Below are 22,186 nucleotides of genomic sequence, written 5' to 3' on the forward strand. Positions count from 1 at the left end.
GGACTCGATTTCCCAACATGCTCGCTACGATTCCCATAGTCCGACAGGCTCCTAGGACGCCTGCTCGTCGGGCACATTTTCTTCGGCTGCGGCATCTGCCGACCACACCAGGGTGCCGACGGCCTTGAATTTCGCCACTGACATGGCGCCCCGCTTGGCGCGCTTTTCGGACGATTCCTCGACCGCCGCCACAATGGCCTCGCGGTCCGCCTCGTAGATCGCCTGCGCCTCATAGTCTTCATCCATGAGGATCAGCATCACGCTGTCCCAGTCCTGTTCCAGCCGGATCTGGCCGACGCGCTGTGCGCTCTTGGCATCACTGAAAATGGTGCGGCCCTTGATCTGGATGTAGCGGCCCTCTCGCACGCCCGTGCCAATGGCATCGTAGCCACCGGCGCCCGGTTCGGCGGGCACCAGCTTCATGAGCCGGATCACGTCATGGGTGGCGATTTCATTACTGATGCCCAGCGCCTGGCCCGTGGCTCGACGGTAAGTCGCCGCCAGCTTGCGCGCCTCGTGCATCAGTTTGTCGACGTCGTATACCGCCATGGTGTATTTACCGCGCCTTGCGTTTACTTAGGTTTACTTACGTTTACTTAGGTTATAGAGCAGGAAAAAAAGTGTGTACGTATCTAACCCTATTTGCCCGCATTTTGGAAGCCATTTGGCCCGCGGCAGGCAAACTAAGCATCTGAAAAACCACCTGAATTAACCCGCCGTGGCATCCCGCGCAGACAACGCCCGCGCCGCCTCGATAAGTGCATGGTTGTGGCGCCTGAGTTCCTCGTCCCCCCTGGCCAGGGCATTGGACTTCTGCGCCAGGCTCTCGGCCATGGCGTAACGGCCCTGTTGCAGGCGAATCTTCGCCAGCCGGTGCCAGAGCCGCGCATTACGGGGCTCGATACGCAGCGCCCGCTCCAGCAGGGCCGCCGCTTGCTCCCACTGCGCCTGCTGTTCATGGCTCTCGGCCCGGACCAGCAGGGTGGCCACCGCACGACCGGCATCGGGCGTGATGCCGATCTGGTGGGGAGAACCCGTCGCGGCCCGCTCGCCGGCGCAGCCGCTGACCGCGAGGCCGATGATGAGCATCAGCAGCAGCCCCAGCGAGGTCGATCCCTGTCGATTCGTCATCATCGCAGCGGTGTCCCTTTTGTGATCGTCATAGTGTTCAAGAAGCTTACTCATTCACGGCCCGCCAGTCACAGCGGACCTCGCCCTCAGGCACGCTGCCCCGTATAAATACCAGCGTTGCCGCATGGGGACAGTCGACCGCCGTCTGTTGTCCGCTGCGGCGATCGATCCAGGCCAGCTCGATCTCCGCCGGCAGCTCCGCCGTCCCGTCCTGTGGCTCGACCTGAGGGTTGAGCCGCGACAGGATATCCGCCCACACCCGCAGGGCCCCGCTGGAACCGGTCAGCCCGACTGGCCGGTTGTCATCCAGACCCAGCCACACCGCGGCCACATGGTTGTCGCTGAAACCGGCGAACCAGCTGTCGCGCAGCTCATCGCTGGTGCCGGTCTTGCCGGCCACTCGCAGCCCGCTGGGCAGACGGGCCTGCAGGGAGCGTCCGGTCCCCTCCCGGGTCACCGCCTGCAGCGCGCTGTTCAGCAGAAACACCGACTCACTGTCGACGGCGCGCGTGACCGACAGCGGATAACGCTGCAGCGGCTGACCGTCGGCGGTGAGCACCGCGCGGATAGCGCGCAGCGGCGTGCGAAATCCGCCCGCCGCCAGGGTGTGATACATCTGCGCCACGTCCAGCGGGGAGATATTCGCCGCCCCCAGCAACAGTGCCGGGTATTCGGTCAGCGGCCGCTCCACGCCCAGATCGCGCAGGGTGTCGATCACCGCCGGCACCCCCAGCGCCATCCCCAGTCGCGCGGTGGAGATATTGTACGAGTGCACCAGGGCATCGTGCAGCAGTACCTGCTGGGCCTCGCCGCCATGATTTATATGGTCAAAATTCTGCGGCTGCCAGCGCTCCCCCGCCCCCAGATCCACGTCCAGCGGGCTGTCGTCGAGCAGGCTGGCCAGGGTGTAACGGTCCGGCTGCATCAGGGCGGTGAGATACACCGCCGGCTTGATCAGCGAGCCCACCGGGCGTACCGCGTCCAGGGCGCGATTAAAGCCGGCAAAACGCGGGTCGCGCCCGCCCACCACCGCCTGCACCTCGCCGTCATTGACGTTCACCACCACTGCGGCGCCCTGCAGCTCGCGATCCGCCCCCTCGCGCTGCAGCTGGTCTAACTGCAAAGAGAGGGCCTGTTCCGCGGCCTGCTGCACCACCGGGTCGAAGGTGGTGAAAATCCTCATCCCCTCGGAATTGAGATCGGTCTCGCTGTAGTCCCGCCGCAACTGGCGACGCACCAGATCGATAAACCCCGGCACCTGCGACACACGCAGGGAATTGTGCGGCAACACCGCCGGCGGCTGTGCACTGAGGTTGTGGGCTGTTGCCAGATCGAGCTTGCCCTGCTCCACCAGCAACCGCAAAACCAGATTGCGGCGCTCAAAGGCGCGCTGGTTCTGGCGCCGCGGATCGTAATGCGATGGCCCCTTGACCAGGGCCACCAACAGGGCCACCTGTTGTGGTGCGAGCTTGCCTAATGGCTGGCCGAAATAAAACTGGCTGGCGAGGCCAAAACCGTGAATCGCACGCCGACCGTCCTGACCGAGATAAATCTCGTTGATATAGGCCTCAAGAATCTCCGCCTTGCTGTAATGAAACTCCAGCAGCAGGGCCATGATGGCCTCATTGAATTTTCGCCACAGGGTGCGCTCATTGCTCAGGAAAAAATTCTTCACCAGCTGCTGGGTCAGCGTACTGCCACCCTGCACGGTTTTCCCCGCCCGCAGGTTGACCCACAGGGCGCGCAGGATCGACAGCGGCGCAACACCGTAGTGTGAAAAAAATTCACGGTCCTCCACCGCCAGCAACCCGTCGATCAACAACGGCGGCACCTCGTCCAGCCTGACCAGAATGCGATCCTCCCGGTGCGAGGGATAGATATTGCCGATCAGCGGCGGGTCCAGGCGCAACAGATCCACCGCATCGCCGTTGTCCGCCCGCCAGATGCCCAGCAACTGCGTCGCGGAAAACTCCAGCCGCAGGGTCTGGCTGCTTTCATCGCCATCCCAAAAATGAAACGCCCGACTGTGCAACACAAAGGCGTTGCCGTTGCGCGCATAGCTGCCCGGCATGGTCGGCCTGGCGACCGGACGATACCCCAGCCGCTCCAGCTCACTGACAAACTCCGGCACCGTCAGGGCCTGCTCCGGATACAGCTCCAGAGCGCGACCATATACATGCGCCGGCAGCGCCCAGCGCTTGCCCTCAAACTGGGACTTCACCCGCTGGTCGAGATACGACACATAGGCCGAAAAGGTCAGCATCATGCCCGCCGCCAGCACCAGCAGCCGACGCAGGCTGAGCAGGCGCCCCGGCTTCTGCCGCGCGCCACCCGATGACTTGCGCCTCCCCTTCCGGCGGCCAGCATTACGCCTGCCTTTTGCACCAGAGCCGCCAAAAAACGGAACGCTTTTAAAAAAACCGGACATAGCCGCGCATTGTACATTAGCTTTCATTAATAAAGGCCCGATGACCGAAGGACCCGGTGGATATTTTTGCTAAGCTCGTCAGAGGCGGGCAACACTTCGCGACACAACAATAACAACCGATAACAGACGAGTCATACTAACAAGACGCATGGAAAGGATACCCTGCAATCAAGACCGTCAGCAGCAGGGATGCTGCTGTCGAGCGTACACGGATGTATTCTCAGCGCGTCTTGATTGCAGGGTATCCTTTCCATGTGACTCAATAATAAAAGGGATGGACCCATGTCCAGCGATAACCGGGAGGACAGTGAGCGCGATACCCAGCAGGCCTTGATCACCGCCCTCGCCCGTGCCGAGGCCTTTCCGCATCGGGTGGAGGAGATTCGGCTGATCGAGACCCATATTTCCTGGGTCATGCTGACCGGGGACTACGCCTATAAGATCAAAAAATGCGTGAACTTCGGTTTTCTGGATTTCTCCACCCTGGCCAGACGCAGGCACTTCTGCGAGGAGGAAATCCGCCTCAATGGTCGCCTGGCCCCGGACCTGTATCTGGCGGTCGTCCCCATCACCGGCCCCGCCGCGCAGGCCTGCATCGGCGGTAGTGGCGAGCCGCTGGAATACGCCGTCAAAATGCGCCAGTTCGATCTGCGGGACACCTTTGATGCGCTGCTGGCGCGCCATGCATTAGCGGCTGCGCAGATGGAGGAAACCGCCCAGGTGCTGGCGCGGTTCCATGCCACGATTGCGCCCGCCGATGCGGGCGCGCCCTTCGGCAGTCCGGCGGCCATCCTGCAGCCGGCGCTGGAAAATTTTGATCAACTGGGTGAGTCGCTCGCCGCTGGACAAACACCGCACCGCCTGGGCGATAAACTGATAAGCCTGCGGCAGTGGACAACAGAGCAACACACGGCATTGATCCCAACCTTTGTGGCACGCAAACAGGCGGGACGAATTCGCGAGTGTCACGGCGACCTGCACCTGCGCAACATCGTCTTATGGGAGGGCCGCGTCACGCCGTTTGATGGTATTGAATTCAATGACAATCTGCGCTGGATCGACGTGATCAACGAACTGGCCTTCCTGCTGATGGACCTGGATGATCATCAACAGCCGGCCCTGTCCCGCCAGTTACTGAATAGCTATTTATCGTTAAGCGGAGATTATGACGGCCTGCGGGTGCTGCGTTTTTACCAGATCTATCGCGCCATGGTGCGGGCCAAGGTGGCGGGGTTGCGACTGGTGCAAATAGAGGCCCCAAATGCCGCCGCACAACAGCTGCAGGAGATCGACAACTACCTGCAACTGGCGGAGGATTACACCCGCGTTAAACAACCCGCGCTGATCATCACCCACGGCCTGTCGGGCTCCGGCAAGACCTACCTCGCCAGCAGGCTGGCGCACGCCACCGGGCTGATCCATCTGCGCTCCGACGTGGAACGCAAACGCTGTTTCGGCCTTGCCCCGCTGGCCAAGACGCAGTCCGCACCGGAGGCCGGCATCTATACTTCGCAGGCGACCCAAGACACCTACCAACACCTGCTGCAGCTGGCACGCACCATTTTGTCGGCCCATTACAGCGTGCTGGTGGACGCCACCTTTCTGCAACGACCGCAGCGCGATGCCTTCCGCGCCCTGGCCGAGGAGCTGGGCCTGCCCTTCACCATCCTGCATTGCGAGGCCAGCGATGAAACGCTGCAACAACGCGTGCGACATCGGCAACAGATGGAAAGGGACGCCTCGGAGGCCGATCTGCAGGTACTGGAAAACCAGCAGCAAAAACAGCAGCCGCTGGCGGCCGACGAGAGGGCCTATACCCGTGTAGTACAGACGGCGGAGGCCACCCAAACCCCTGACGCGATGCACAGGCTGGTGGCTGACCTGAAACTGGGTGTCTGAAACATGGTATGAAACATGGTATGAAACATGGTATGAAACATGGCAAACGATAAATAGTCTGCCGGTACGGGCGCTCTGTCTACGGAGCGGAACTCACGAAGCGGAAAATCTTCCCGCCCAGATCGATCACATAGACCTCGCCCGCCGCATCTTCGGCAAACGAGGCAATGTTCAGCCCGCTTTCAAGCAACAGCTGCCGCTGGTAACTGCCGTTGCTGGCACGAAACAGGCCCCAGATCCTGCCGCTGCAATAATCCCCGAAAAGATAAACTCCCTGCAGGGCGGGAACGGCATCTCCCCGGTACACATAACCGCCAGTCACCGAACAACCCTCGGCGTGGGAATACTCGGCGACCGGCTCCAGCAGGTCGTCGCGCCGACAGTCAGCAGAATAACAGTGCGCGCCTTCCCGCAGATTCCAGCCATAATTGCCGCCGAGCTGGATGAGATTGATCTCCTCCCAGGCGTTCTGCCCCACATCGGCTAACCATAAGTCGCCACTACGGCGATCAAAGCTCCAGCGCCAGGGGTTGCGCAGGCCATAGGCGAAGATCTCCGGTCGGCCACCGCCTTTCACAAACGGATTGCCGGGCGGAATCCGGTAGCCACCGTCGCCACTCACATCAAGGCGCAACAGGGAACCGAGCAGGGTACGGGTATCCTGTCCGTTGCCTTTGGGGTCGCCCGCCGCGCCGCCATCGCCCAGGCCCCAATACAGAAAACCGTCCGGGCCGAAATGGACATGGCCACCATTGTGATTACGGTAGGGCTGCTCCACTTGCAACAGGATCTGTTCGCTGGCCGGGTCGACGCTCTGTCCGCCGTCGCGGCTCTGCCAGCGTGACAATACTGAAGTCAGAGGTGCGGTCAGCGGTGAACCGGGCCGGGTATAGGAAAAATACACGCGCCCGGTCTGGGCAAACCCCGGATCGAGAGCCATGCCCAGCAGTCCTGCCTCACTCGGATCGGCATCGACCTGTTTACGCAGATCGGCAAATACCGTCTGCTGCACGGTCTCCCCCAGTTGTTGCAGGCGCAGCACCCGACCGGACTTTTCGACCACATACCAGACCCGCGGCAGGGCGGTGCCCCGAAAGCGGCTGGCATCCGACACCAGGAACGGTGCCTCGATCAATGCCAGCGGCTGTCGCAGGGCCACCGTCCCAAACACCCGCTCCAGCCCAAGGGCCTGTGGTGCGCGCAATGGTGACGCGGCCTGGGCCACATGCAGCGCGCACAGCCAGCACCCCAGCAACAGTATCGTTTGAAGATTTGCGCGCATGATCAGACTCTCCCTTCCGCTTGCCTGGCTGTTTGATAACGCCCATCAACCCTCATCAGCCCTCATCAACTCCCATCAACCCCAGAAGCCTCAGGGTTGATGGCGACCGGCCCGGAATAGAGTTGCCAGGTCTGGGCTCGGCGCATAAAATGGCCCGTCTATTTATCCTTAGCTTATCCGCACTTTGCGCCGATATTCCCGCCAAATTCAGGTTCCAGTATTCCCCTATGAGCACATCGAAACGTACCACGGCAAGCATTGCTAACAGTATTACGAATAGCACAAAACCCGATTTTGAACCCCTGCGCGACATGGAGGCCTTCACCAGGGATATGTTCAATCGCATTATTGCCTTTCAGGAAAAGGAGCACCATGCCTGGAATCACAACCTGTCGTTTGACGCGCGCATCAAGGGCCTGCCGCTGCACAATCTTATTTTCAGCAACCCGGATCGCAACCCCGCCACCCACAGCGCGACCGTAGCCGCCTATTTTCCGTTACGTGAGGAGCTGCAAAAGATCGCCTTTTACGTGCGCCAGTTGGCGGATGATCCCGTGGTCTGCGACCTCTATCCCGGCAATGGATTTATCGGCAGCCTGCTGGGGCGTGAAATCGCAGCGGCACGTTCGGCAAACAGCGATACAGGAAAAGGCACCGAGGTCATCGGGCTGCAACACCCGAGCGCCGGGGTCAAGCCCAACCAGATCGAGTCCTTCTACGACGCCGAGCATTTCGCCTATCGCCCGGGATCGTTCGCCGCCCTCCACCACGAACGCCCGTTTGATGCCGCGCTGATTTCCTGGCCGCCGGCCAACAGCAACCCGAGCCCCGAACTGGTGCTGGGCAAAACCCGCCTGCTGATCTACGTCTTCACCCGGCACCTGGATGAACAGTCACAGCAGCCGCAGACCGGCAGCGAGGCGATGCTCAGCGCACTGGCGGATGACTATCGTCTGATCGACAGCTGGGAGGTGCTGCGGCCCAAGGACCTGCTGCACGACATCTGGCCGGACATGACGCCCTCCATCGCCGAAACCCGCCATGTGCACATCTACGCGCACCGTACACTGGAAGACCTGCAGCCAGCCCAGGGCCTGGCCCCGGTGCAGAGTTACGACTGGGAAAAGGATCTGCAAATGGCCCTGCTCGCCCTGCAGGCGAAACAGACACTCCAGGGCCGGGGATTTCCTGCCTGAGCACGCAGCTCCGTGAGGCCGGCCTGGCCGTCGCCCTGACGGGCCAGGAGAGTCCGGCCGAGGCCGCCCGACTTGGCGCCCTCGCCCAACAGCTGCATCTGCCCCTCGCTGAGAACACCCAGACCGTGGCCGACCCGGCCTGTCGCTTCACCCTGTCGCTGATTGCTGACAGCGCATCGGTCGACAAGGCGCTCACCCTCTCCAGCACCCAGAGCGAGTTCAAGGGCGGTATCCATATCGACTTTGTGCACGGCAGGCTCGGCCATCGACGCCGGTTTGGCGGCGGCCGCGGGCAGGCGCTGGCCAGGGCCATCGGCCTGAAACACGCCGCCCGCCCTATCGTGGTGGATGCCACCGCCGGGCTGGGACGCGATGCCTTCATCCTCGCCAGCCTCGGCGCACAGGTGACGATGATCGAGCGCTCCCCGGTATTGGCGGCACTGCTGGATGACGGCCTCCGGCGGCTGGAGGCCGATAGCGCGCTATCGGCGCTCGTCCACCTGCGGCTGGTGCATGCCAATGCCATCGCGTGGTTACAGCAGCAGGCCACCGACCCCGCCCATCGACCCCAGGTGGTGTACCTCGACCCGATGTACCCGCATCGCAGCAAAAGCGCCCTGGTGAAGAAGGAGATGCGTGCCCTGCGGGCCCTGGTGGGTGACGATGACGATGCCGCACAGCTGTTACAGGCCGCACGACAGTGCGCGCTACGGCGGGTGGTGGTCAAGCGGCCCAAGGGTGCACCCCCGCTGGACGCCAGCCGGCCCAGTGGCAACGTGCAGTCGAAAAACACCCGCTACGATATCTACCCCGCCAGCCCACTCGCCTGAACGGCTATTTTCTACCCGCGGCCAGAAGAACAAATACTTCCGCTTTAGTTGCCTCTATAATGCACGGCAATTTGCGACAGCAGCACCGGCATGAGCAACAACCGATCCCCCGCCGCAAACACCTACACAAATGCCCAAACAACACCCCGATGGGAAACCAGGACCGATGACAACACACAAAAAATACGACTACCAGATAACCCAGGATGGCAGCACCTGGAACGCAGAGATCATACGACGCGTCACCTCCAAGAGAACCGCCGTTTCCAAGAGTCAGGAGGGGTTCGCCAGCGAGGCCGAGGCCAGGGCCTGGGGGGAAAAGGAACTGAAGTCATTCCTGGAAAACCTGGTCGCCCGCAACAAACGGGATTCCGCGCAGCGTCGGCAGGGGCAGCCGGAAAAGGCCCAGCGTCCGTCGCCGTACAAGAAATCGAAGCAGGATTAGATTTGGCGGATGGCTGAGCGACAGGCAAATAACCCGCTACATGGCGTGACGCTGGAAAAAATCATCACCATGCTAGTGGAACACTATGGCTGGGAAGAGCTGGGGAAACGTATCGATATCCGCTGCTTCAACAGCGATCCATCGGTGAAATCCAGTCTGACGTTTTTGCGCAAGACACCCTGGGCCAGGGCAAGGGTCGAGGAGTTGTATGTGGCCACCCGGCAAAGCGTGTGGCAAAAGAAAGCGACGGATTAAACCCTTGACGGCCAGGCTGGCCGGCTACGGATAATCTTCCACCCGGGCGTCGGCGTGCCGGGACGGCAGCTCGACACACAGGCCCATCGCCTCAAACAGTTTCTGGTGATTGATCGGCTTGGAGAGACAGCCGGCGGCACCCAGCATCAGGCTGCGCTGCACCTGCTCGCAATCCTGATGATCGATCATCGTGATCAGGCGCACATGGCGTGTGGCGCGGTCACTCTTTATGCGCCGGCACATCTCCATGGACTCGGGGTTCGATAGCCTCAGATCCATGAGCACAATATCGGGACTGCCACTCTGCAGGCGCTGACCGGCCTCATACACGCTGTGCACGGCGGTCGCATCCACCGTTTCGGACAGCGTATCAAACAGGTCCACCAGCGAATGGGTGATGCGCGGATCACTGTCAACGATCAGGACACGCAGTCGATTTTTATCGGGACGGCCGATGCTGAGGCCACGGGCCTGGACAAAATAGCGCAGGTCATCCCGTGAAAATGCCGTGTCAAAACCATCCTCCAGATGGGCGTGTAATTTGCCCTGTTGCACCCATTCGAACAGCATCAGCGGCGAGGCCATCAACAGGTATTCAACTTCAGTGGAGGAGAGATTCGTTTTCTTAGCCATACAGGAATTACCAGGGAGCAGAGGCAACCGGTCAAGATGTCGGTCACTGCCCATACTAGCGAGTCAGCGTGGCGAAACTTTAGCAAAATCGTTGGTTCGATGAATAAATCCGTGGTTTGGTTCACACCGCTCACCGCGGTTTGCCGCGAGACGGTTCAGGCGCTTTAGCGCCGCACCTCGAAGCGCTCTCCCCTGGCCTGATTCAGGTCAACGCGCACCCGCTGCCCGGACCAGCCGTGGCGCTTGTCGTGCGCCTCGACAAACACCGTCGAGACCCCCGGCGGCACCAGCACATTGCCGAGGCTGCGGGTGAAGGGCTGCTCGTTTTCGTGCGGATGATACAGGGTGCGGGTGGCTAACACCTCCCCCTCGGCATCGACCACCCGCCAACCATCGGCATAATGGTCCCAGCCGCTATCCGCGTGGCGCAGGGTGGTGCTCACCTGCCAGGCATTGACCTGCCATTCAAACCGCACCTTCACCACCTCCACCTCGTTGGCGCTGGCCATACCCGCAAACAGCGTAGCGACCAGAACCAGGCCTGCCGTCCACCGTGTCAGTCTTCGCATGTTCATCCTCCCTATTAAATTAATCAGCTAATTTATTGATTGTGCGGCCATTATAGCCACCACACCCTGCAGGATCGCCCAGGCGTAGAGGGCGGCCAGCACGTCATCCAGCATGATGCCCAGGCCGCCGTGGACGCGACGATCCACCCAGCCGATGGGCCAGGGTTTGAGGATGTCAAAAAAGCGGAACAACACAAACCCCAGCAGCATCCACTGCCAGCCCGGCGGCGCGGCGATCATGGTGATGAGATAACCGGCGATCTCGTCCCAGACGATACCGGCATGATCGTGCACGCCGAGGTCCCGGCTGGTGACGTGGCACAGCCAGATGCCGATCACGGTCACCGCCAGCACCACGGCCAGATAGGGCCACAGCGACAGGGGCTGCAGCCACCAGTAGAGGGGCACGGCGACCAGGGTCCCAAAGGTGCCGGGGGCGACGGGCATCGCCCCGCTGCCGAAGCCAAAGGCGAGAAAATGGACGGGATTGCGCCAGATACTGGGCGGCAGTCGGGGGCCGGATGAGGGGGGACGATCAGCCGACACTATCTTTCCCCCTGAAAATGGTCAAAACCGGCGTGCCGGATCGGCTGCGCCTCGTGCCCGGCATCATACCAGCGCAGCCCCGGCTGGCGGCCGATTTCGCCGATACGCACCACCGGGCAGGCCAGCGCCCGCAGGCACTCAAGTACGGCGGCCTGCTGGCTCATCGGCGCGGTAAAACACAACTCATAGTCGTCACCGGCGCTGACCGCCCGTTGCCAGTCCCCCGCCAGCGACTGAAAGGCGCTGGACAGCGGCAGGCGCGCGATCTCGATATCCGCCCCCACGCCGCTGGCGCTCAACACATGGCCGAGGTCGGCCACCAGCCCATCCGAGATATCGATGGCGCTGGTGGCCAGCCCCCGCAGCGCTATGCCGGCGGCGACCCGCGGGGTGGGATAGTCCAGCCGCCGGATGAGCGCCCGCCCCGCCTCGCTGTCGGCCGCGTCGCCCTGCCGCCCCTGCCGGATGTCCAGACCCAGGCCCGCATCCCCCACACTGCCGGTGACAAACACCCCGTCACCGACCTGGGCGCCACTGCGCCGCAGGGCCAGCCCCTCTGGCACAAAACCGATGATCTGCACGGTCATGCTCAGGGGCCCGCGGGTGGTGTCACCGCCGACCAGTTGCACCTGGTATTCATCGGCCAGCGCAAACAGGCCGCGCGCAAACTCGCCCAGCCAGGCGTCATCCCTGTGGGGCAGGCTGATCGCCAGACTGATCCAGGCAGGCTCCGCCCCCATGGCGGCCAGGTCACTGAGATTGACGGCCAGGGCCTTGTAACCGATGGCGTGGGCAGGGGTGTCTGTGGGAAAGTGCACACCGGCGATCAGGGTGTCCGTGGACAGCGCCAGCGCGACGCCGGCCGGCGGTGCGAGCAGCGCGGCGTCATCGCCGATGCCCAGCACCACGTCGGGACGCCGAACCCCCTGACCGGTAAAGAACTGCTGGATGATATCGAACTCGGGGCTATTCATGCTCTTGTAAGGGGCCGTTGTGCGGGGTCGTGTGACGGGCGTAGAGGGGATGGGTGAACCTGTAACCCGCGGTCTATCGGGGCTTGTATTTGGAGGCCGGGTCGGGGGCGGCCGCAGCCTTGCTGGCGGTATTGGTCCTGGTGTTGGGGCGGGCATTGATCTCTGCGGCGCGCAGCTTTCTCGCCACACCGTCCAGGATGCCATTGATGTATTTATGACTCTGGTCCGCGCCAAACACCTTGGCCAGCTTAACCGCCTCGTTAATCACCACGCGGTACGGCACATCGGGTCGATAGGCCAGCTCGTAACAGCCCAAGCGCAGGATCGCGCGTTCCACCGAATCCACCTCCTCGATGCCGCGATCCAGCAGCGACTCGAAATGTTTGTCGAGTTCGTCGATACAGGCCGGTACCCGGTGCAACAGCTCGCGAAAGTATTCACCGTCAATCTTGCTCATGTCCCGATCAAGGCAATACTGTTGCTCAATGTCCGCCAGATCCTGTCCCGCCACCTGCCAGGTGTAGAGCGCCTGTGTGGCGAGACGTCGTGCCTTATGTCGAGTGTCACTCATATCAGTTCAGATTCTTCAGCAGGTTAACCATCTCGATGGCGGACATCGCCGCTTCCACACCCTTGTTGCCGGCCTTGGTGCCCGCACGCTCGATCGCCTGCTCGATGCTGTCCACAGTCAGCACGCCGAAGGCCACCGGCACATCGTGCGCCGCGGAGACGCTCGCCAGTCCCTTGGTGCACTCCCCCGCCACATATTCAAAATGGGGCGTGCCGCCGCGGATCACCGCACCCAGCGCGATGATGGCATCAAATTCCTTTTTCGCCGCCATGCGCGCGGCAACCAGGGGCATCTCGAAGGCGCCGGGGACCTTCACCAGCAGTATCTCGCTGTCCTTGGCGCCGTGCCGTTTCAGCGCGTCGATCGCGCCTTCGACCAGGCTGTCGACGATAAAACTGTTAAAGCGCCCGGCGATGATGCCAAAGCGTGCGCCGCGTACCGTGAGTTCACCTTCAATGGTTTTGATGTTGCTCATAATGGGTCTCGTTCTTTAAGTGAAAAGTCTGTTTTGTTATTGATGAGTAATGGATAAACGACTCAAGGGTGATCCAGATAGTCCACCACTTCCAGTCCGAAACCAGACAGGCCGTGCATCTTTTTCGGCGCGCTCAACACGCACATCTTGCGCACCCCAATGTCTAACAGGATTTGTGCGCCCACACCATAGGTGCGCAGGTCAGGATTGGATTCGCGTTTAAGCTGGCTGGTGCCGGCGTCTTCATGCTGATAGTGCTCGACCCGCTGCAACAGCTCTTCGTGGCCTTCGGTCTGCCCCAGCAGGACAATCACGCCCTCACCGGCATCCTGTATATACTGCATGGCGCGTTCCAGCGGCCAGCCGGTATCCGAGCGCTCCATGCCCAGCACATCGGCCAGATAGTGCGGCATGTGCACCCGCACCAGGGTCGCGGTATCGCGTTTGATCTGCCCCTTCACCAGCGCGCAGTGCACCTGACCATCCAGCCGGTCACGATAGGCGTACAGATCGAATTCGCCAATGCGGTTTTGCAGTTTGCACTGGGAGACGCGCTCCACACTGCGTTCATTTTCCAGACGGTAACGGATCAGGTCGGCGATGGTGCCGATCTTGAGACCGAACTCCGCGGCAAATTTTTCCAGATCCGCACGCCGCGCCATGGAGCCGTCCTCGTTGAGGATCTCCACGATCACCGATGCCGGTTCCAGCCCCGCCAGCCGGGCCAGATCGCAACCGGCCTCGGTATGGCCCGCGCGGGTCAGCACGCCACCCGGCTGGGCCATGATGGGAAAGATATGGCCCGGCTGTACGATATCCTCCGGCCGGGCATCCGGCGCCACCGCCGCCTGCACCGTCACCGCACGGTCCGCCGCCGAGATGCCGGTCGTCACATCCCGGGCCGCCTCAATCGAGACGGTAAAATTAGTCGCATAGGCCGCATTGTTATCGCGCACCATCAGCGGCAGACGCAGTTGCTCGCAGCGTTTCTGGCTCAGGGTCAGGCAGATCAGGCCACGCCCGTGACGGGCCATGAAATTGATGTCCACAGCGCGCACCTTGCTCGCCGCCATGATGAGATCACCTTCGTTTTCACGGTCCTCGTCATCCATCAGGATAACCATTTTGCCGTCGCGCATATCGCTGACGATTTCTTCAATGCTGTTCAGTGTGGTATCCATAGTGTCCAATCTTAACCGATATTGGGTGCTTGACCCGCATTTCTCACCCGGATCGCGGCCGCTTAAATAAAGCCGCGTGCGGCCAGTAATGCCTGCGTCACACCCGCGCCGGCCGATTCACCGTCCGCGCTCAGCAGGCGCTCCAGATAACGGGCGATGATATCCACTTCCAGATTCACCCTCTGCCCGGCGTGATACCCCCCCATGGTGGTCGCGGTGAGGGTATGCGGCACGATATTCAGCTCAAACTCGTTGCCCTCCACCGCGTTCACGGTGAGGCTGATGCCGTCCACGCAGATCGACCCCTTGGCGGCGATATACTTCGCCAGCCCCGCCGGGGCCTGGAGGCGAAAACGCTCGGAGCGCGCATCGGACCAGCGGCGGCGGATCTCGCCGACGCCGTCCACGTGTCCGCTGACCAGGTGCCCGCCCAGACGTGTGGTCGGCAACATGGCCAGCTCCAGGTTCACGCGGGTGCCGGGGCGAAACTCCGCCAGTGTGGTGCAGGCTACGGTCTCCGATGACACATCGGCGCTGAAGCTGTGCGCGTCAAACGCCACCACCGTCAGACAGACACCGTTCACGGCGATGCTGTCGCCCAGGGCAACGTCCGCCATATCCAACTTGCCGCTATCGACCACCACCCGCAGATCACCGCCCCGGGGGGTCAGTGCACGGATTTCTCCCACGCTTTCAATGATGCCGGTAAACATGTGTTGGCTGACCTGTTGTTGTGACCTGTTGATGATGGATGCGTTGCTGTGTTGGGTGTTGATACGTTGTTGTTGATACGTTGTTGTGGCGGTGAATGGTGCCGCATCTCATGGCGCGCAGAGAGAACCGGGGCCGGGATTCAGGCCGTCGGTTTTTGCACCGGCCGGGCCTGAATGCGCCAGTCCCGTCCGACCGCCCGCATATCGTCTATTTGCAGTTCGATGCGATCGGCCATGCTCGCCAGCCCGGGCAACGACAGCAGGCCGCGCGCCGCATCACCCAGCACCAGCGGCGCCATGTAGATCACCAACTCATCAAACAGCCCCTCCTGCAACAGGGCCCCGCACAGGGTCGCACCGGCCTCGACCATCAGCTCGTTGACCTCGCGACGGGCGAGACAGGCCAGCACCGCCGCCAGATCGACGCGCCCGTCACGCGCCGCCAGCACCTCCACCTCGGCCCCCGCCTGGCGCAGGGCATCGGCCTTGTGTGTATCGTCACTCACGGTCAATATCAGGCTGCGGCCCGGTGACGACAACAGCCGGGCGCTCAGCGGCAGCTGCAAGTGGCTGTCCAGCACCACCCGTAAGGGCTGGGTGATATCACCCTCCAGGCGCGCGGTCAGGGCGGGGTCATCGGCCAGAACGGTGCCGATGCCGGTGAGGATCGCCGCGCTGCGCGCCCGCAGCCGGTGCACATCGCGCCGCGCCGCTGTACCGGTGATCCACTGGCTTTCGCCCGAGGCCATGGCCGTGCGCCCATCCAGACTCATGGCCATCTTGCCGCGCACATAGGGACGGGCGTGACGCATGCGCTGGATGAAACCGGGATTCAGCGCCTCGGCCTGGGCCTGCAACACCCCGCTGTGTATGTCGATGCCCGCCTGTTGCAGCCGGGCCAGGCCCTGCCCGGCCACCTGGGGATTCGGGTCCTCCATCGCCGCCACCACCCGCGACACCCCCGCCGCCATCAGCGCCTCGCTGCACGGCGGGGTGCGCCCATGATGACAGCAGGGCTCTAACGTAATATAGGCTGTCGCGCCCCTGGCCTGGGCGCCCGCCGCCTGCAGAGCGTGGATCTCGGCATGCGGCTCACCCGCGCGTTGATGCCAGCCCTCGCCGACCACCTCACCGGCCCTGACCAGCACACAGCCGACGCGCGGATTGGGATCGGTGCTGAACAGACCACGTTCGGCCAGTTGCAGGGCCCGGGCCATGAAGCGGTGATCATCCGCCGCGGTCTCCGCCACCCGCGCCTCAGCCATCCCCTTCATCCAGCAGATTCATCTGGTTGCGGCGCTGTTCGGCCGTCGGCGCCTTTTCAAGGCGTTCGATTTCCTCGCGGAAAGCATTCATATCTTCAAAGCTGCGATACACCGAGGCAAAGCGGACATAGGCCACATGGTCCAGATCGCGCAGCTCGTCCATCACCCAGTGGCCCAGATTCTGCGCCGACACCTCACGGTCGCCGGTACTGCGCAGGCGTTTCTTGATCCGCGCCACGGCCGCCTCGACCGCCTCCGATTCCACCGGCCGTTTTTCCAGTGCGCGCACGATGCCGGCGCGCAGCTTTTCTTCATTGAAGGGTTCGCGCCGACCGTCGTTTTTCACCAGCCGGGGCATCACCAGCTCGGCGGATTCAAAGGTGGTGAAACGCTCGCTACAGGTCAGGCACTCGCGCCGGCGTCGCACCTCACAGCCGTTGTTCGCCAGGCGTGAGTCGATGACCTTGGTATCGTCGGCATCGCAGAAGGGGCAGCGCATGTTAAAAGTACCGAGTTACAAGTTACGAGTTTCTAGGGAAGACATCGGTGTTTTCCTCGCCACTCGTCACTCGACCCTGGTCACTTACCCGTAAACCGGCAACCGCTGGCAGATATCCAGCACCTGCTGCCTGACGCGTTCGATGGTGTTGGTGTTGTTGACATCATCCAGCACGTCACAGATCCAGCCGGCCAGCTCGATGGCGTCGTTTTCCATGAAGCCGCGGGTGGTCATGGCCGGGGTGCCGATGCGGATACCGCTGGTGACAAACGGCGACTGCGGGTCATTGGGCACGCTGTTCTTGTTGACCGTGATATTGGCGGCGCCCAGCGCGGCGTCCGCATCCTTGCCGGTAATGCCCTTGTCGATCAGGTCCACCAGGAACAGGTGGTTATCGGTGCCGCCGGAGACGATGTTATAGCCCCGCCCCTGCATGGCGCTGGCCATGGCGCGGGCATTCTTCACCACCTGGGCCTGGTAGGTCTTGAACTCGGGCTGCAGCGCCTCCTTGAAGGCCACGGCCTTGCCGGCGATGAGGTGCATCAACGGCCCACCCTGGGAGCCGGGGAAAACCGCGGAATTGAGCTTCTTTTCGATCTCTTCATTGGCCCTGGCCAGGATCAGGCCGCCACGCGGGCCGCGCAGGGTCTTGTGCGTAGTGGTGGTGGTCACGTCCGCGATGCCCACCGGGTTGGGATATTCACCGGCGGCGATCAGCCCCGCCACATGGGCCATGTCCACGAACAGGTAGGCGCCCACGCTGTCGGCGATAGCCCGGAAACGCTGCCAGTCCACCACCCGGGAATAGGCCGAAAAACCCGCCACCACCATCTTGGGACGGTGTTCCTTCGCCAGGGCCTCGACCTGTTCATAGTCGATTTCGCCGGTGCTTTCGTCCAGACCATACTGGATCGCGTTGTACAGCTTGCCGGAGGAGCTCACCTTGGAACCGTGGGTCAGGTGTCCGCCGTGGGCCAGGCTCATGCCGAGGATGGTGTCGCCGGCCTGCAGCAGGGCCAGATAGACCGCGGCATTGGCCTGGGAGCCGGAATGCGGCTGCACGTTGGCGTAATCGGCGCCAAACAGCTGTTTGGCGCGATCGATGGCCAGTTGCTCAGCCACGTCCACATTTTCACAGCCGCCGTAATAGCGTTTGGCCGGGTAACCCTCGGCGTATTTATTGGTCAGCAGACTGCCCTGGGCCTGCATCACCCGTGGGCTGGTGTAGTTTTCGGAGGCGATAAGCTCAATGTGCTCTTCCTGACGGACCTCCTCGGCCTGCATGGCAGCCCACAGCTCGTCATCAAAACCGGCAATTTGCATATCTTTGCTGAACATTCTCTTCCCCTGGCGTTATTCCAAAATTAAGCCTGTCGATCACGCGGCCCTGAGCCGCGCCAACCAGCACCCGATCACACACCCCACTTGGCCCCGAGCGCGTAAAACCCGGGCCAAAGCAGGCGCGAAAAGACGGCGATTGTAGCACAAATCGGCCTGTCCCCCAGCCCCGCCCCACGCCAAAAAAAATCACCTAACACCTTAAGTCCGCTCGGTTTCCGGCCGACATTGAGCAGTGAACCGACAAACCCTGGAATAAATGACCACATTGACTGCTAACCACACCCTGAGCATGCCCCGGTTTCGGCTGGGCGTTCGCCAAAAAGTCTTACTGGTGCTGCTCACCGTACTGCTGGTCGCCCTGAGCGTCAGCGGCTGGATGGCATTGCGCGAGGAAAAGGCCAGCCTGTTGAAGGAGATCGACCAGCGCGGTTCCTACATCGGGCGATTTGTCGCCAAGTCCATCGCCTTCAGCGTGGTGGGGTATGACTATCACGCCATTCAGCTGCTGCTGGACGAGCTCACCACGGGCTCGGAAATCCATTACGCCAAAGTCACCAATACAAAAGGCAATGCCATGGGCGAGTCAGGATCCGCCGCCCGCGGGATCAGCGTTGACGATGACAGCAACAATGACCTGGTGATGTTTACCAATGAGATTTGGGTCAACGATGAGGTCGTCGGCAGCCTGCAACTGGGTCTCAGCACCACGCCCATTTTGGCGCGGCTGGAAAACCAGAAATACAGCCTGCTCAAACGCGAGGCGCTGATTATTCTGCTGATCGCCCTGGGCGAATTTCTGGCGCTGTCGTACATCATTGTGCGACCGGTCGGAAAGATCACCGACTTCCTGCGCAGCAATGTCGACAGTGAAGGACAGCTCATCGGCAACATCCCGCTGGTGAGCAACGACGAATTTGGCCAACTCGCTCACCAGTTCAACGACCTCAGCCAGCAGCTGAATGAGGCGAATATAAAATTACACTCCAAGATTGAATCGGCGGACCGGCGACTGCTGGAAACAAATCATCAGCTGCAACAGCTGAATAATGAATTCAAGTTACTCTCTATCACCGACCCCTTGACCGGCCTGTTCAACCGCCGCCACTTCGACGAACTGATGGAAAACGAGGTCAGCATGAGCAATCGTCATGGCGATCCAAACAGCATTCTTCTCATCGACATCGATTTCTTCAAGGCGATCAACGACACCTACGGGCATTATGTCGGTGACGTGGTGCTGAAGGCGCTAACCAGAACCCTGCAAAACAACATCCGCCACACCGACGCGATCTGTCGCCTGGGCGGTGAAGAGTTCGCCATCCTCTGCAAGCGGGCCGACAAGGTCGGTGCGATGGAGCTGGCGGAAAAACTTCGGGCTACCATCGAAAACACACCGATGATTCCCGACACCGATGACGAACTGATGATTACGGTCAGCATCGGCGTCGCCAGCGTACCGGACGGCCATGGCAAAACAACCCCCAAACAGCTCTACAAGGATGTCGACGCCGCCCTGTATTACAGCAAGAACAACGGCCGCAATCGCGTGACCCATGCCAATGAATTGCACCACGAAGGCTAGTACGTCTCAAACAGACAAGTCCGACAAAAAAGGAAGATGAAAATGAGATTACTCACTGCATTAATGAACACAAACCTGGCCAGGCTCACGCTGGCATTCCTTCTGCTGTTTCCGGTCGCCGCATCCGCAGACACGACAACCGGCGGCAAAAACGAATTACTGTTCGGTTCCGTGGCCATGGACATCCCGGCCATCATGCACAAAAGGCTGCGGCCACTGACCCACTACCTTACTGACAGATTGGGAATTCCCGTTTCCCTGAAACTCTCGCCCAACATGGGCGCGGCGATCAAGGACGTTGCCACCCGGCAGGTGGATCTGACCTACCTCACCCCCGTCGCCTATCTCAAGGCGCATGCGCAGGGTGGCGCCAGAATTGTCGCCAAGACCGTGACCGCTGGCAAAGCCTCGTTTCAGCTAATGATCGTGGTGAAAGAAGACAGCCCTTACCAGAGCGTTGCCGACCTGAAGGGAAAGAGCTTTGCCTTCGGTGATGAGAAGGCCCTGCTGCAGCGCGCCGTGGTGGTTGGCGCCGGCATCGAGATGAAGGATTTCTCCGAATACAAATTTATCGGCCACTACGACAACATCGCCCGCGCAGTGGTGAATGGCGATTTCGAGGCCGGCATCCTGAAAGACACGATGGCATTCGCGTGGCAGGGCAAAGGCCTGCGCATTCTGGCCGAATCCCCCGACCTGCCTCCCTACAACATCACCGCCAGTGGCGACATTGATGAGGCGATGCTCGCCAAACTCAAGGCCGCTTTTCTGGAGCTGGATAAAAACAACCCCGAGCATCTGGAGGTTATCAAGGCCATCGACAAGAAATATGATGGCTTCGCCGCGACCAGCGATGCGGACTATGACGTAGTACGCACGCTGATCAAACCGTTCAATAAATAATCAGGTCACTATCAAGCAACGCACTAAAAAGGCCGCAATTTTGCGGCCTTTTTAGTGGGTATCGCATTAGCGATATTCAGCTGTAAATACTCAGAGCCTGTGAAAAAATCGACGGCCGTAGCGAGGGCGTCGATTTGCGAGCGAAACAAGGCGCGCTACGTGAAAACAAGGGAGTTTGGTGGACCAAATGACCGCCGTTTTCACGTAGCGCAACGACGTTGCAGCCGCAAAGCGGCGCCCGCAGTAGGCCGGCGATTTTTTCACAGGCTCTCAGGGAATGTGGTCCAGCTCGTCATTGACCCCTTCCTTCTCCACCGGCATCAGGTCTTCTTTACTGATACCCAGGCCCAGGGCGGTGGCGCTGGCGACATAGATCGAGGAATAGGTACCGATCACCACGCCGATAATCAGCGCCGTGGCAAAGCCGTGAATCAATGCACCACCCACGACAAACAGTGCGATCAACACCAGCAGGGTGGTAAGCGAGGTCATCATGGTACGGGACAGGGTTTGATTCAGGGAGGCATTTACAATGTCGATACTCGTGCCCTTGCGCATCTTGCGGAAGTTTTCACGAATACGGTCGAACACCACGATCGTGTCATTTAACGAGTAACCGATGACCGCCAGGATCGACGCCAGCACCGTCAGGTCAAACTCTAGCTGAAACAGGGAGAAGGCGCCCAGGGTGATAATCACGTCATGCACCAGGGCGGCGACCGAACCGATGGCGAGGCGATATTCAAACCGGAAACCGACATAGATCAGGATACAGATCAGCGCGTAGACCATCGCCAGCCCGCCATCGTTGGCCAGTTGATCGCCGACCTGCGGGCCGACAAACTCCACCCGGCGCATGTTGACTTCACCTTCCTCCACACCGCGCAATGCCGTCATGACGGTAGAGCTGATATCCGCATTACTCTTGCCTTCCTGCGGCGCGATGCGTATCAGCACATCGCTCGCGGTGCCGAAGTGCTGGGCGACGGCCTCGGGAAAACCGGTCGTCTCCAGCGTGGAGCGCACCGTCGTCAGATCCACCGGATGGCTGTAACCTAGTTCGATCAGCGTGCCGCCGGTGAAGTCCAGGCCGAAGTTCAGGCCGCGGGTCGCCAGGGAACCCACCGAGAGCAAGATCAGCACGGCCGAAAACAGCATGGTGATTTTGCGTTTGCTCATAAAATCAAACGTTGTCTCATTCTTAAACAGCTGCATGACGCATTCCCTAAAAAAATACTAAAACATGGCCTAAAACACGGCCCGAAAACACGGCCCTAAAATACAGGTCCGGACCGCGGCGGTGTGGGTTTCTAGTGTAGTGTTTCATATAAAACGTACATTAAGAAAGCCACTCAAGGTGCGAGTGCAAGGCGCAGACCGCAGGGAATGTCGGCTACCTTTCCAAGGTCTGCAACGCGGCAATCGCGCCTTGAGCGGCTTCCCGCAGGGCGAGATAGAATCTTTGGGA

General features: G+C 61.1%; 23 protein-coding genes. 7 read left to right on the forward strand and 16 right to left on the reverse strand.

Features of this window, described 5'->3' with window-relative positions; all coding sequences use genetic code 11:
• Positions 1 to 51 precede the first annotated feature (51 nt).
• From RRB22_14030 to mrcB, 3 genes are all read right to left on the reverse strand, one after another.
• Complete coding sequence (locus RRB22_14030; protein ID MDT8385522.1) at positions 52 to 549, reverse strand: hypothetical protein; 498 nt, start codon at positions 547 to 549, stop codon at positions 52 to 54.
• Between the two features lie 159 nt (positions 550 to 708).
• Positions 709 to 1,185 carry a tetratricopeptide repeat protein gene (locus tag RRB22_14035; protein ID MDT8385523.1) on the reverse strand — a complete coding sequence of 159 codons (477 nt, stop codon included), beginning with the start codon at positions 1,183 to 1,185 and terminating at the stop codon, positions 709 to 711.
• Positions 1,178 to 3,559, reverse strand: coding sequence for a penicillin-binding protein 1B (mrcB, locus tag RRB22_14040; GenBank protein ID MDT8385524.1), 2,382 nt, complete (start codon positions 3,557 to 3,559; stop codon positions 1,178 to 1,180). Before mrcB ends, RRB22_14035 begins: the two co-directional genes overlap by 8 nt.
• A gap of 282 nt (positions 3,560 to 3,841) precedes the next feature.
• On the opposite strand from mrcB, the gene RRB22_14045 reads away from it, so the two are divergent.
• Entirely contained in the window at positions 3,842 to 5,458 is a 1,617-nt protein-coding gene (locus tag RRB22_14045; GenBank protein MDT8385525.1) for an AAA family ATPase, read from the forward strand.
• Positions 5,459 to 5,537: 79 nt separating this feature from the next.
• On the opposite strand, the gene RRB22_14050 is transcribed toward RRB22_14045, so the two are convergent.
• Entirely contained in the window at positions 5,538 to 6,740 is a 1,203-nt protein-coding gene (locus tag RRB22_14050; GenBank protein MDT8385526.1) for a PQQ-dependent sugar dehydrogenase, read from the reverse strand.
• 227 nt (positions 6,741 to 6,967) lie between these two features.
• On the opposite strand from RRB22_14050, the gene RRB22_14055 reads away from it, so the two are divergent.
• The 4 genes from RRB22_14055 to RRB22_14070 all read left to right on the forward strand — a co-directional run bounded on the left by RRB22_14055 (position 6,968) and on the right by RRB22_14070 (position 9,466).
• Complete coding sequence (locus RRB22_14055; GenBank protein MDT8385527.1) at positions 6,968 to 7,936, forward strand: hypothetical protein; 969 nt, start codon at positions 6,968 to 6,970, stop codon at positions 7,934 to 7,936.
• A 23-nt stretch (positions 7,937 to 7,959) separates the two neighbouring features.
• Positions 7,960 to 8,766, forward strand: a complete 807-nt coding sequence (locus tag RRB22_14060; protein MDT8385528.1) for a class I SAM-dependent methyltransferase — start codon at positions 7,960 to 7,962, stop codon at positions 8,764 to 8,766.
• A gap of 166 nt (positions 8,767 to 8,932) precedes the next feature.
• Positions 8,933 to 9,211: a DUF3622 domain-containing protein gene (locus RRB22_14065; GenBank protein MDT8385529.1), complete on the forward strand. Its 279-nt coding sequence runs from the start codon at positions 8,933 to 8,935 to the stop codon at positions 9,209 to 9,211.
• Positions 9,212 to 9,220: 9 nt separating this feature from the next.
• The gene (locus tag RRB22_14070; GenBank protein MDT8385530.1) at positions 9,221 to 9,466 is read left to right on the forward strand and encodes a VF530 family protein; all 246 of its coding nucleotides are present in this window, start codon (positions 9,221 to 9,223) and stop codon (positions 9,464 to 9,466) included.
• Between the two features lie 24 nt (positions 9,467 to 9,490).
• On the opposite strand, the gene RRB22_14075 is transcribed toward RRB22_14070, so the two are convergent.
• From RRB22_14075 to glyA, 11 genes are all read right to left on the reverse strand, one after another.
• Positions 9,491 to 10,099 (reverse strand): response regulator, encoded by a 609-nt coding sequence (locus RRB22_14075; protein ID MDT8385531.1) that lies wholly within the window; start codon positions 10,097 to 10,099, stop codon positions 9,491 to 9,493.
• Between the two features lie 164 nt (positions 10,100 to 10,263).
• Complete coding sequence (locus RRB22_14080) at positions 10,264 to 10,668, reverse strand: hypothetical protein (GenBank protein ID MDT8385532.1); 405 nt, start codon at positions 10,666 to 10,668, stop codon at positions 10,264 to 10,266.
• A 27-nt stretch (positions 10,669 to 10,695) separates the two neighbouring features.
• On the reverse strand, positions 10,696 to 11,214 hold the full coding sequence (locus RRB22_14085; GenBank protein ID MDT8385533.1) for a phosphatidylglycerophosphatase A: 519 nt from the start codon (positions 11,212 to 11,214) through the stop codon (positions 10,696 to 10,698).
• Positions 11,214 to 12,188, reverse strand: a complete 975-nt coding sequence (gene thiL / locus RRB22_14090; protein MDT8385534.1) for a thiamine-phosphate kinase — start codon at positions 12,186 to 12,188, stop codon at positions 11,214 to 11,216. The genes RRB22_14085 and thiL overlap by 1 nt, the downstream gene beginning before the upstream one ends.
• Positions 12,189 to 12,261: 73 nt before the next feature.
• Complete coding sequence (gene nusB, locus RRB22_14095; GenBank protein ID MDT8385535.1) at positions 12,262 to 12,759, reverse strand: transcription antitermination factor NusB; 498 nt, start codon at positions 12,757 to 12,759, stop codon at positions 12,262 to 12,264.
• A gap of 1 nt (position 12,760) precedes the next feature.
• Positions 12,761 to 13,234, reverse strand: a complete 474-nt coding sequence (ribE, locus tag RRB22_14100; GenBank protein MDT8385536.1) for a 6,7-dimethyl-8-ribityllumazine synthase — start codon at positions 13,232 to 13,234, stop codon at positions 12,761 to 12,763.
• Between the two features lie 62 nt (positions 13,235 to 13,296).
• Positions 13,297 to 14,415 (reverse strand): bifunctional 3,4-dihydroxy-2-butanone-4-phosphate synthase/GTP cyclohydrolase II, encoded by a 1,119-nt coding sequence (gene ribBA / locus RRB22_14105; protein MDT8385537.1) that lies wholly within the window; start codon positions 14,413 to 14,415, stop codon positions 13,297 to 13,299.
• 62 nt (positions 14,416 to 14,477) lie between these two features.
• Positions 14,478 to 15,128 (reverse strand): riboflavin synthase, encoded by a 651-nt coding sequence (locus RRB22_14110; protein MDT8385538.1) that lies wholly within the window; start codon positions 15,126 to 15,128, stop codon positions 14,478 to 14,480.
• A gap of 140 nt (positions 15,129 to 15,268) precedes the next feature.
• Positions 15,269 to 16,402, reverse strand: coding sequence for a bifunctional diaminohydroxyphosphoribosylaminopyrimidine deaminase/5-amino-6-(5-phosphoribosylamino)uracil reductase RibD (ribD, locus tag RRB22_14115; protein MDT8385539.1), 1,134 nt, complete (start codon positions 16,400 to 16,402; stop codon positions 15,269 to 15,271).
• Positions 16,386 to 16,892 (reverse strand): transcriptional regulator NrdR, encoded by a 507-nt coding sequence (gene nrdR, locus RRB22_14120; GenBank protein ID MDT8385540.1) that lies wholly within the window; start codon positions 16,890 to 16,892, stop codon positions 16,386 to 16,388. Before nrdR ends, ribD begins: the two co-directional genes overlap by 17 nt.
• Before the next feature lie 84 nt (positions 16,893 to 16,976).
• Positions 16,977 to 18,230, reverse strand: coding sequence for a serine hydroxymethyltransferase (gene glyA, locus RRB22_14125; GenBank protein ID MDT8385541.1), 1,254 nt, complete (start codon positions 18,228 to 18,230; stop codon positions 16,977 to 16,979).
• A 259-nt stretch (positions 18,231 to 18,489) separates the two neighbouring features.
• Here glyA and RRB22_14130 point away from each other — a divergent pair, with 259 nt between their 5' ends.
• Complete coding sequence (locus RRB22_14130; GenBank protein ID MDT8385542.1) at positions 18,490 to 19,815, forward strand: diguanylate cyclase; 1,326 nt, start codon at positions 18,490 to 18,492, stop codon at positions 19,813 to 19,815.
• Positions 19,816 to 19,857: 42 nt separating this feature from the next.
• On the forward strand, positions 19,858 to 20,718 hold the full coding sequence (gene phnD, locus RRB22_14135) for a phosphate/phosphite/phosphonate ABC transporter substrate-binding protein (protein ID MDT8385543.1): 861 nt from the start codon (positions 19,858 to 19,860) through the stop codon (positions 20,716 to 20,718).
• A 270-nt stretch (positions 20,719 to 20,988) separates the two neighbouring features.
• Here the strand turns inward: phnD and secF are convergent, their stop codons facing one another.
• On the reverse strand, positions 20,989 to 21,933 hold the full coding sequence (gene secF / locus RRB22_14140; GenBank protein MDT8385544.1) for a protein translocase subunit SecF: 945 nt from the start codon (positions 21,931 to 21,933) through the stop codon (positions 20,989 to 20,991).
• Between the last annotated feature and the right edge of the window lie 253 nt (positions 21,934 to 22,186).

The organism is Gammaproteobacteria bacterium (genome assembly GCA_032250735.1).
In the GTDB taxonomy this organism is placed as follows: Bacteria; Pseudomonadota; Gammaproteobacteria; order SZUA-152; family SZUA-152; genus SZUA-152.